This is a genomic window from Saccharopolyspora terrae (genome assembly GCF_004348435.1).
Taxonomy (GTDB): Bacteria; Actinomycetota; Actinomycetes; order Mycobacteriales; family Pseudonocardiaceae; genus Saccharopolyspora; species Saccharopolyspora endophytica.
Map to the genome: position 1 here is coordinate 1 of NZ_SMKS01000114.1, position 9737 is coordinate 9737.

The following is a 9737-nucleotide window of genomic DNA, read 5'->3' on the forward strand; positions in this document are numbered from 1 at the left end:
GGGTGATGTGGCGGGTGTGGCGGCGGTGAGGGTGTCGGTGACCTGGAGGGGGTCTGTGCTGTCGTCCATGCCGCACCCGGTGAGGAGGGTGAGGGTGAGGCAGGTGATGACCAGACGACGCAACGAGGTCCTCCTGAGGTGGTGCTGCCCTGCGGTGTTGCCGCTTCCGCTGGGTGGTTGCTGCTGCCTCCAGCATCCCTGATCGGGGGATGGGGGGTGCAGGGTGGCCCCCTTGTGGGTGGTGACCCATCAGCTTGGCACGTCGTGGGTGTGGCGGGAAGTGCTATTGGGTTTCGGGGTAGGTGTGCTGGGGTGCGCTGATGTCGTCGAGGGCGGCGCGGATGGCTGGGGGGAGGGTGAGGTCTTCGGTGGTGAGGGCGGTTTTGAGTTGGGGTGTGGTGCGGGCGCCGAGGATGGGTGCGGTGATGCCGGGGCGGTCGCGGACCCAGGCGAGGGCGACGTGGGCGGGTGTGGTGTTGAGTCCTTCGGCTGCGGTGAGCAGTGCTTGGACGATGCGGGCTGCGCGTTCGGTGCGGTGGTGGTCGACGTAGCCGGCGAGGTGGGTGGTGGCTCCGCGGGAGTCGGGTGGGGTGGCGTTGCGGTATTTGCCGGTGAGGACGCCGCGGCCGAGGGGTGCCCAGGCGAGGATGCCGAGTCCGTGGTGTGCGGTGGCGGGGACGACTTCGCGTTCGATGCCGCGTTCGAGCAGGGAGTATTCGACTTGGGTGGAGATGAGGGGTGTGCGGGTGGGGTGGTGGTTCTGGTGTGCGGCGGCGGTGGCGGTTTGCCAGCCGGTGTAGTTGGCGATGCCGGTGTAGCGGACGCGGCCGGTGGTGACGGCGGTGTCGAGGGCGGCGAGGGTTTCGTCGAGGGGGACGCTGGGGTCCCAGGCTTGGAGTTGCCAGAGGTCGATGTGGTCGGTGCCCAGGCGGCGGAGTGATTCGTCGAGGGCTGCCAGGAGTGCGCCGCGGGAGGCGCCGCCGCCGAAGGGGCCGGGTTTGCGGCGGGCGGCGGCTTTGGTGGCGAGGATGATCTCGTCGCGGGGGATGTGGTGGGTGAGCAGGTCGCCGAGGATTTCTTCGGCGTGGCCGTCTTGGTAGACGTCGGCGGTGTCGATGAGGGTGCCGCCTGCGTCGTGGAAGGTGGTCAGCTGTTCGGCTGCGTCGTCGGCGGTGACGTCTAGGCCCCAGGTCATGGTGCCGAGGGCGAGTCGGGAGACGCGGAGGCCGCTGTGGCCGAGTTGTCGCTGTTCCACGGTGTTGCAGGGTATTGGGTGCGGGGGGTGTGGCTGGTGAGGTCGGCTCGGCGGGTCCGGTTGTGAGTGTTGTGGATCACACCGTGGGTGGTGTGTCGCGTGGTTGGCTGCGGTGGGTGACGGTTCGGTGGCTGACCTGCCCTGATGGGGTGATCAAGGGTGGGGGAGGTCGGTACTGGGTGATGCTGGAAGATCTGGGGACCGGGCCGGAAGTTTCGGGTGCGGCCCGGTGTTCCCTTTTCGATCGTGTGGAGTGGGTTTCGTGTCGTGGTTGCAGGCCATGGTGCTGGCCGTGGTCCAGGGGCTCACCGAGTTCCTGCCGATTTCCTCGTCCGGGCATCTGTCGATCGTGTCGAAGTTGTTCTTCGGCGAAGACGCGGGTGCTTCGTTCACCGCGGTGACGCAGATCGGCACCGAACTGGCGGTGGTCATCTACTTCATCGGTGACATCGTCCGGCTGGTCGCCGTGTGGTTCCGCGGGCTGTTCAACGCCCAGGTGCGCGCCACGCAGGACTACAAGCTGGCCTGGTACGTGATCGTGGGCAGCCTGCCGATCGGTGTCCTGGGCTTCTTCTTCCAGGACTACATCCGCTCGACGCTGCGCAGCCTGTGGATCACCGCGGCGACGTTGGTGATCTTCGGTGTGCTGATGGGGTTGGCCGAGCGGTACGGCAAGCAGTTGCGCGAGCAGGCGCGGTTGCGGCTCAGCGATGGTGTGCTGATGGGTTTCGCTCAGGCGATGGCGTTGATCCCGGGTGTGTCGCGTTCCGGCGGGACGATCACCGCGGGTCTGGCGCTGGGTCTGACGCGGGCGACGGCGGTGCGGTTCTCGTTCCTGCTGGCGATTCCGGCGGTGTTCGCCGCGGGGTTGTCGGAGGTCTCGCACGTGTTCGAGCCCAGCCCGTACGGGTTGCAGCCGTCGGCGGCGCAGATGATCGTGGCCACGGTGGTGGCCGGGGTGATCGGGTACGCGGTGATCGCGTGGTTGTTGCGCTTCGTGGAGAAGCACAGCGTCTACCTGTTCGTCTGGTACCGGATCGCGCTGGGTGCGGCGGTGTTCGCGCTGCTGGGCTTCGGCGTGATCCAGCCGTGAGGCGGTGACGTCGCACAACGAAGTCGGGGCGGTCCGGTCGGGCCGCCCCGACTTTTTGTTCCGTGCGGGCCCTGGGGGTGGTGGGGTGCGCGGCGAGGCCTACCCTCGGCGGACGTGGCGACTCTCATCCTGCTTCGGCACGCCCGTTCGGCGGCCAATGGTTCCGGTGTTCTGGCCGGGCGCACGCCCGGTGTCGGTCTTGACGAGACGGGCAGCGGTCAGGCCGCGGGTCTGCCCGCGAGGCTGGAGGGCGTGCCGCTGAGCCGGGTGGTGGTGTCCCCGCTGCAGCGCTGCCAGGAGACGGTAGCCGGGCTGGTGCGGCAGCGCGAGATCGAGCCGGTGGTCGAGGAGCGGCTGGCCGAGGTCGACTACGGCGACTGGACCGGCCGCAAGATCAAGGAGCTGACCGGGCAGGAGCTGTGGAAGGTGGTGCAGCAGCACCCGTCCGCGGCGGTGTTCCCCGGTGGTGAGGGCCTGGCGCAGGTGCAGTCTCGGGCCGTTGCGGCGGTGCGCGAGCACGACCGGCAGGTCGGTGCCGACGAGGTGTGGTTGTTGTGCAGCCACGGTGATGTGATCAAGTCCGTGCTGGCCGACGCGCTGGGCCTGCACCTGGATTCCTTCCAGCGGATCGTGGTCGACCCGTGCTCGGTGAGCGTGGTGCGCTACACCGAGACCCGCCCGTTCGTGCTCAAGATCAACGACACCGGTGGTGATGTCTCCGGGCTGCTGCCGCCGGAGGAGTCCTCGTCCTCGGACGCCGTGGTCGGCGGCAGCACCGGCGAGCGCTCCTAGCTCTCGCTCCGCGCTGGGATCGCTGGTTCGGGCAGGACGCGGAAGACGAGCCAGCTCACCAGCGGCATGAGGATCAGCGGGGTCAGGGCCGTGGGCAGCGAGGTGGTGTCGGCCAGGCGTCCCAGCAGGGGGCTGATGAGGCCGCCGACGCTGACGGTGAGACCGAGGGTGACGCCGCTGGCGGTGCCGGCGCGGGAGGGCAGGTAGTCCTGCCCGAGGGTGACCTGCAGGGAGAAGGGCACGTAGAGCCCGGCCGAGGTGAGCGCGACGAACAGCAGCATCGCCGGTCCGGGCACGTGGATGACCCCGGCGACCGCGACGACCGAGCTCAGGTAGGACCAGCGCGACACGCGGACGCGGTCGTAGCGCTGGGCCAGGCGACCGCCCAGCACCGAGCCCACGGCACCGCCGAGGAACAGCAGGAACAGGGCGAGGGTTCCGGCGGTGGGCACGCCGGGTACGCGCTGCTGGGCGTGCACGGCGATGAACGTGCTCAGGCCGATGAAGACGGTGGAGCGGGCGATGACCGCCAGCGACAGCTTCACGAACGACGCCACGTCGTCGCCCCCTCGTGCCGGTGCCGCGGCGGTGGTTGCGCGGTGGTCGCCGATCATGCGCAGGACCGGTACGCACAGGGCGGCTCCGGCCAGCGCGGGCAGCACCAGCACCGGTGTGGCCCGCAGCGAACCGTGGCCGATCGCCAGCGCCACCGCGATCGGGGCGAGGGCGAAGCCGATGTTGCCGCCGAGGGAGAACCAGCTCATCGCGGTGTGACTGCCCCGGCTGGCGATCCGGGCCGCGCGGGCGGATTCGGGGTGGTAGGCGGCCACACCGATCCCGGACAGTGCCACGAACGCCAAGGTCAGCGGGTAGGAGCCGCTCAGCCCGCTCAGCGCGATGCCCGCCCCGCCCACCAGGGTGCTGGCCGGCAGCAGCCACGGCATCGGCCACCTGTCGGTGAGGGCGCCGAAGAGCGGTTGGGTGATCGACGACAGCAGCGAGGCGGCCAGCACGAGGCCTGAGGCCACGGCCAGGCTGTAGTGGCGTTCGGCCACGAAGAAGGGGATCAGCGCGGCGACGGCTCCTTGGTAGAGGTCGACGCAGGCGTGGCCGAGGGCAAGCAGGACGAGGGCGGGGTTGCTGCGCACCCGTCCATGCTTGGCCACCCCACCGGTGTCGCGCTGTCGATAGAGTGCCCGGTGATGCAGGAAATCCGCCACACCCCGGTCGCGCCGACGCGCACCCAGCGGCTGGCGTCCGGCGGTGAGATCGACGCCCACCGCCACGACGATCACCAGATCGCCTACGCCAGCCGGGGCACGATCGCGGTGAGCACCGACGGCGGCTCCTGGGTCGCCCCGGCCACCCGCGCGATCTGGATCCCGGCCGGCACCGTGCACCAGCACCAAGCCCACGGCGAACTCGACCTGCACCTGGTCGGCCTGCCCGCCGAGGAGAACCCGCTGGAGCTGGCCGAACCGGCCGTGCTCGCGGTCAGCCCACTGCTGCGCGAGCTCATCATCGCCCACACGCGCGCGCCCGCCGACCGCAGCGCAGCCCGCCTGCGGCTGCGGGCGGTCCTGCTCGACCAGCTGGCGATCTCACCCGAGCAGCCCCTGCACCTGCCCGCGCCGTCGAGCCCGCTGCTGCGGGAACTGCACGCGATCCTGCGCGCCGACCCCGCCGACAACCGAACGCTGGAGGACATCGGGCGGCAGATCGGTGCCAGCTCCCGCACGCTGTCGCGCCGACTGCGCGCCGAGCTCGGCCTGACCTACCACCAGTGGCGCACCCAGATCCGGCTGCACCACGCGCTGATCCTGCTGGCCGAGGACGTCGCCGTCACCGCCGTGGCGCACCGCTGCGGCTGGTCGTCGGCCAGCACCTTCATCGAGGTGTTCCGCCGCGCCTTCGGCCACACGCCCGGCGCCGGCCCCGGCGAACCGGGAGCACCGGGCGGCTAGCCGACGTGCGCGGACCGCCGAGAACGGCTGGTCAGTCGAGGATCTCGACCAGGTGCAGGCGGGCGCGTGCCGGCAGGGTGCGCTGGTGGCCGCTGGTGAAGGTCACCGTGATGTGCTCGTCGTCGGTGCCGGTGATGGTCTCGACGATGCCCACCGGCCCGATCGGGCCGTAGAGCCGCACCGGCAGTCCCGGGCGCAGGTTCGCCGCGGGAAGCCGGTTGACGTTGGTGGCGCGCGAGGCCGGACGCAACCTGCGGGTGAACACCCACCAGACCAGCACACCGGCCACGGCCAGCACCAGCGGCAGCCACACCCACAACCAGGTCAGGGCCAGCCCGGCGGCCAGCCCGGTCAGCCCGGCCCACAGACCCGAGGACAGGGCCAGCGGCCCGATCTGCAACCAGCCGGTGGTGCGGATCGTGCCGTCGGCCTGGGTGCCCCGGGGTGGTGTCGGCGGGGCCTGATCGGGGAAGTCGAGGTCTTCGCCGACGCCGCGGTGCTGGAGGTGCTCGGTGGTGATCTTGGCGAGGGTTTCGTGCCCGTAGAGCGCCTCATCGCGGATCGGGGTGAGTTCGCCGCGCACGAGCGTTTCGCGATCGGACAGGGGCGGCTGGTGACGGGTGTGGTCGGGGTTCACCATTCGCGCCACCTCCAGGTGCCGTCGTCGTAGTCGCACACGTACCGGTCGCCGTTGTCACCGCGTCCCACGTCGCCGGGTTCGTCGCAGGGCTGGCCTTCGGCGACCTCGGGCGGGCGTTGCGTCGGTGGCGGACTGGTCGTGGTCGTGGGGGTCGGTGTGGTGGTGCGCGGCGGCGGTGGCGCGCTGGTCGTCGAGGTGCGGGTGCTGCTGCGCGTGGTGGTCGTGCTCGTCGTGGTCGGCGGCTGGCTGGTGGTGGGTGCCGCCGTGGTCGCCGGTGGCGGCGCAGGTGTGGTGGTCGGGGCCAGGTGCGTGACCTGCTGCGGCGGCTGCTGGGCGCGCGGGGGTTCGCCGGTGGCGGGCAGGTTGGCCACCACACCGGCCCCTGTGACCGTGATCAGGGCCAATGCGGGCACCAGGCGCACCACCAGGGGGCTGGTCCACCACAGGCGGCGCAGTAACTCGGGGTGTTGGGCACGCACGTGCTGGCGTCTCCTTCTTGCGGGGTCCCGGGCACCTTACGCGACCCCTGTGAACTGCGTCTCGAAGGTCGGGGCGAAAAGCGTTGGCGCTGACGGACAACGCACGATCCGACACGCAGCGTCACGTCCACTGTGGCGGGAGCGTCGGTGCCGGGGTGCATCATCGGTGCATGGTGATCGAACTGCGCAGTCGGGGCGAGATCGACGCGCTGGCCGAAACCGGGGCGGTCGTGGCCGCGCTGCTGACCGCGGTGCACTCCCACGTCGCGGCGGGAGTGTCGCTGGGGGAGCTCGACGAGATCGCCCGCGACGTCGCTGCCGAAGCCGGTGCGCGGCCGGTCGGCGGGCGGGTGATCTCCACGTCGGTCAACGACGAGATCACCGGCGGCGCACCCGACGGGCGTGTGCTGGCCGAGGGCGATGTGCTCAGCGTGGCCGCCGCGCTGGACCTGCGCGGGTGGCACGCCCGCGCCGCCACGAGCAGCACCGTCGGCCCCGGCAGCCCGGGTGACCGGTCGCTGATCCAGGCCACCGGTCAGGCGCTGGCCGACGGCATCGCCGCGGCACGCCCCGGCTCCCGGCTGGGCGAGGTGTGCAGGGCGATCGGGCTGGTCGGGCGCAGCGCCGGCTACGGCATCCCGCCCGTGGGCGGGCACGGCGTGGGAAGGCAGGCCCGCCAGGACCCGGCCGTGCCCAACGACGGACACCCGGCCCGAGGCATCCCGCTGCGCCCCGGCCTGGTGTTCAGCGTCGAACCGATCTTCACCGCAGGCGGCCACGATCACCTCGACCCCGACGGCGACGTGCTGCGCACCGGTGATGAGAGCCGCGCAGCCCACACCGGCCACACCCTCGCCATCACCGACACCGGCCCCCGAGTCCTCACCACCTGAACTTGAGGCGGCGCATCGTCGAGGGACAGGGCTGCGCCGGTGCGCGGTCAGCGCTGGTAGGCGGTGGCGATGATGGCCGGCAGGAGCGCGATGGCGAGGGCGGCTCCGGTGAGGGCGAGGACGGGGTAACCGGCTGCGGCGACGACCATTCCCGAGGCCAGGCCGCCGGTGGCGCCCGCGATGGCGATGGCGACGTCGATGAGGCCCTGGGTCTTGGCTCGGGTGTCCAGCGGGATGGCGTCGGTGGCGAGCGCGGTGCCGCTGACCAGACCGAAGTTCCATCCCAGCCCGAGCAGGATGAGCGCGAGGGTCAGCAGTGCGACGGAGTCACCCGGCGCGGTGGCCGCGAGGACGCCTGCGACCACGAGCGTGGTGGTGGCCGCGGTGACGACGGTGAGGGGACCGCAGCGGTCGACGAGCAGTCCGGTCAGGGGCGAAGGCAGGAACATGGCCCCGACGTGGACAGCGATGACGAGACCGGAGGCCGCTGCGCCGAGGCCGTGCGCGTGCATGTGGACGGGGGTCATCGTCATGACGGCGACCATGACGAGTTGGCTGAGGACCAGGACCAGCACACCCAGCGACAGACCTCGGGCCCGGCGTTGGCGGCGCGGCGCGGGCGGGGACGCAGTGGGGTCGCGGCCCGGGTGCTCTTCGGCGGGTAGGGAGCGGGCGAGCAGCAGCGGGTCGGGGCGCAGCCAGAGGATCAGGACGAGAGCTGCGAGCGCGAACGCCGTGCTGGACAGGAGGAAGAGGCCGCTCAGGCGGGGCAGGCCGAGGGCGACGGCGAGGCCGCCGGTGGGGGCGGCGAAGTTGGGGCCGAGGACTCCGCCGACGGTGGTGGCGACCAGGACCGTGGAGACGGCGCGGGCGCGGTGGGTCGGCGCGGCCAGGTCGGTCCCGGCGTAGCGGGCCTGGAGGTTCACGGCGGTGCCGGCGCCGTAGAAGAACAGGGAGAGGAACAGCAGGGCCGGGTTGTCGAGCGCGGCCGCGGCGACGACGCCTGCACCACCGAGGGCGCCGACGAGGTAGCCACCAGCCAGCCCCAGGCGCCGACCGCGGGCCTGGGAGACGCGGCCCACGGCCACGGCCGCGACTGCGGACCCGGCGGTGAGCAGGGCGATGCCCAGACCGGCCAGCGCGGTGATCTCGAGCATGTCCTGCAGCAGCAGGGAAGCGACGGTGACGCCGGCGGCGAGTCCGACACCGCTGAGGATCTGGGAGACCAGCAGCACCGTCAGGATGCGCCGTTGCGTCGTTCTCACCGGGGTGCCGGTCTCCGGTGCGGTGCCCTGGTCAGCGAGGGCGGTGGCAGGGGCGTGTGCGTGGCGGGGCATTGCTCCTCCGTTGCAGGCAGGGCGTCGGGGCCGCGCCGGGTTCGGAACGCGGTGTCGAGGATGTGGGCCTCGGGCGGCGGGCATGCGGTGCTCGGCGGGGACACCGGGCACCGCATGCGCGGGAGCGGCGGTCCGCTCAGCTCCACTGCAAACGGTCGGACAGGCCCGCGGCGGCGAAGGCGGACACGAGATCCTCGCGGCCCTCGGTGAAGTGGGCCCAGCCCTCGAAGTGGACCGGAACCACCCGCCGAGCGCGGAGAATCGAGGCGGCCTCAGCGGTTTGGGCGCTGTCCAGGACGATCGGCTCGCCGTCGAAGAGGTGGGGGAAGCGGGGAGCGCCGGCGAAGAGGATGGCGGTGTCGATCGGCCCGAACCGCTCGGCGATCCGTTCGACGGCCTCGAGCGAGGCGTTGTCGCCGCTGACGTAGACCGCGGGCAGGCCGTCGCCGGTCAGAACGAAGCCCACGACCTCACCACTGATCGGCTCGATGTCTTCGCGGCTGCCGGGGCCGTGGATGGCGGGCACACCGGTCACCGTGACCGTGCCGCCGCCGGGCCGGTCCAGCTGGACCGATTCCCAGTCAGCCAGACCCCGGGCGGTCCCGCCGAGACGCTGCCCGCCACCAGGGGTGGTCAGCGTGAGCGGGACGTCCGCGAGCAGGGCTCGGCCGGAGTTGTCGAGGTTGTCGGCGTGCTCGTCGTGGGAGAGCAGCACCACGTCGATGCGGCCGAGGTCAGCCGGAACCCCGGCGGCGGGCGCGGTCTTGGTCAACACCGCGGCGGGCGCGCCGTAGTCGCCGGGCTCGTCGAAGGTCGGGTCGGTCACGAACCGCAGGCCGCCGTACTCGAACAGGGCGGTCGGCCCGCCGAAGGCGCGCACGGTGAACTGGTCGGTGGAGGTGGGGGCAGAAGACACGAAAACAAAAACCTCACGGTTGTTGAGCGGTTTATCCGTGAACCGACGCTAGCCCATTCTCACGGATGGACGCAATCCGTACCATGAGAACCATGGGAGAGACGCTGATGACAGAAGGTCCCGCCTTGCCGCCCGCTCCGGGCGAGGAGCAGTACCCCGCCCTCGCCCTGGCCAACAGCGCCATCGCACTGCCGGGCGGGCACACGGCCGACCTCCTCGGGACCCCTGCGCAGACGAACCACTGGCTGACCGAACACGGCCTCGCCCCGGTCGACATCGACATGCGGGAGATGTGCGCCGCGCAGCTGCGCTCGCTGCGCGAACAGATCAGGGCCCTGCTCGCCTCCCGCACCGCCGGGCTCCCCGCC

General features: G+C 71.6%; 11 protein-coding genes. 5 read left to right on the forward strand and 6 right to left on the reverse strand.

The features are described 5' to 3' along the window. Positions 1-283 precede the first annotated feature (283 nt). Positions 284-1255 carry an aldo/keto reductase gene (locus tag E1181_RS30350; RefSeq protein ID WP_132679843.1) on the reverse strand — a complete coding sequence of 324 codons (972 nt, stop codon included), beginning with the start codon at positions 1253-1255 and terminating at the stop codon, positions 284-286. A 280-nt stretch (positions 1256-1535) separates the two neighbouring features. Here E1181_RS30350 and E1181_RS30355 point away from each other — a divergent pair, with 280 nt between their 5' ends. Then, positions 1536-2348 carry an undecaprenyl-diphosphate phosphatase gene (locus E1181_RS30355; protein ID WP_408010981.1) on the forward strand — a complete coding sequence of 271 codons (813 nt, stop codon included), beginning with the start codon at positions 1536-1538 and terminating at the stop codon, positions 2346-2348. Between the two features lie 114 nt (positions 2349-2462). After that, positions 2463-3140 (forward strand): histidine phosphatase family protein, encoded by a 678-nt coding sequence (locus tag E1181_RS30360; RefSeq protein ID WP_132679844.1) that lies wholly within the window; start codon positions 2463-2465, stop codon positions 3138-3140. On the opposite strand, the gene E1181_RS30365 is transcribed toward E1181_RS30360, so the two are convergent. Continuing rightward, the gene (locus tag E1181_RS30365; RefSeq protein WP_235877164.1) at positions 3137-4306 is read right to left on the reverse strand and encodes an MFS transporter; all 1170 of its coding nucleotides are present in this window, start codon (positions 4304-4306) and stop codon (positions 3137-3139) included. The two genes, E1181_RS30360 and E1181_RS30365, sit on opposite strands and share 4 nt — an antisense overlap. Before the next feature lie 36 nt (positions 4307-4342). Here E1181_RS30365 and E1181_RS30370 point away from each other — a divergent pair, with 36 nt between their 5' ends. Further along, entirely contained in the window at positions 4343-5104 is a 762-nt protein-coding gene (locus E1181_RS30370; protein WP_132679845.1) for an AraC family transcriptional regulator, read from the forward strand. 31 nt (positions 5105-5135) lie between these two features. Here the strand turns inward: E1181_RS30370 and E1181_RS30375 are convergent, their stop codons facing one another. Together E1181_RS30375 and E1181_RS31640 are read right to left on the reverse strand one after the other, a co-directional pair. Then, entirely contained in the window at positions 5136-5744 is a 609-nt protein-coding gene (locus tag E1181_RS30375) for a hypothetical protein (RefSeq protein ID WP_132679846.1), read from the reverse strand. Further along, positions 5738-6223: a hypothetical protein gene (locus tag E1181_RS31640; RefSeq protein ID WP_165944795.1), complete on the reverse strand. Its 486-nt coding sequence runs from the start codon at positions 6221-6223 to the stop codon at positions 5738-5740. The genes E1181_RS30375 and E1181_RS31640 overlap by 7 nt, the downstream gene beginning before the upstream one ends. A 170-nt stretch (positions 6224-6393) precedes the next feature. Here E1181_RS31640 and E1181_RS30385 point away from each other — a divergent pair, with 170 nt between their 5' ends. Next, on the forward strand, positions 6394-7116 hold the full coding sequence (locus E1181_RS30385) for a M24 family metallopeptidase (protein ID WP_328590919.1): 723 nt from the start codon (positions 6394-6396) through the stop codon (positions 7114-7116). 47 nt (positions 7117-7163) lie between these two features. Here the strand turns inward: E1181_RS30385 and E1181_RS30390 are convergent, their stop codons facing one another. Together E1181_RS30390 and E1181_RS30395 are read right to left on the reverse strand one after the other, a co-directional pair. Next, a complete protein-coding gene (locus E1181_RS30390) occupies positions 7164-8453 on the reverse strand; it encodes an MFS transporter (RefSeq protein WP_132679847.1) in 1290 nt (429 codons plus the stop codon). A 136-nt stretch (positions 8454-8589) separates the two neighbouring features. After that, positions 8590-9369 carry an MBL fold metallo-hydrolase gene (locus E1181_RS30395; RefSeq protein ID WP_132679848.1) on the reverse strand — a complete coding sequence of 260 codons (780 nt, stop codon included), beginning with the start codon at positions 9367-9369 and terminating at the stop codon, positions 8590-8592. Between the two features lie 92 nt (positions 9370-9461). On the opposite strand from E1181_RS30395, the gene E1181_RS30400 reads away from it, so the two are divergent. Further along, the coding region (locus E1181_RS30400; RefSeq protein ID WP_235877165.1) for an ABATE domain-containing protein at positions 9462-9737 on the forward strand (276 nt) is incomplete at its 3' end.

Excerpts from the sequence above, each read along its gene's own strand:
- E1181_RS30355 (WP_408010981.1), top strand. The coding sequence starts at position 1,536 with ATGGTGCTGGCCGTGGTCCAGGGGCTCACCGAGTTCCTGCCGATTTCC.
- E1181_RS30370 (WP_132679845.1), top strand. The coding sequence starts at position 4,343 with ATGCAGGAAATCCGCCACACCCCGGTCGCGCCGACGCGCACCCAGCGG.
- E1181_RS30375 (WP_132679846.1), bottom strand. The coding sequence starts at position 5,744 with ATGGTGAACCCCGACCACACCCGTCACCAGCCGCCCCTGTCCGATCGC.
- E1181_RS30385 (WP_328590919.1), top strand. The coding sequence starts at position 6,394 with ATGGTGATCGAACTGCGCAGTCGGGGCGAGATCGACGCGCTGGCCGAA.
- E1181_RS30390 (WP_132679847.1), bottom strand. The coding sequence starts at position 8,453 with ATGCCCCGCCACGCACACGCCCCTGCCACCGCCCTCGCTGACCAGGGC.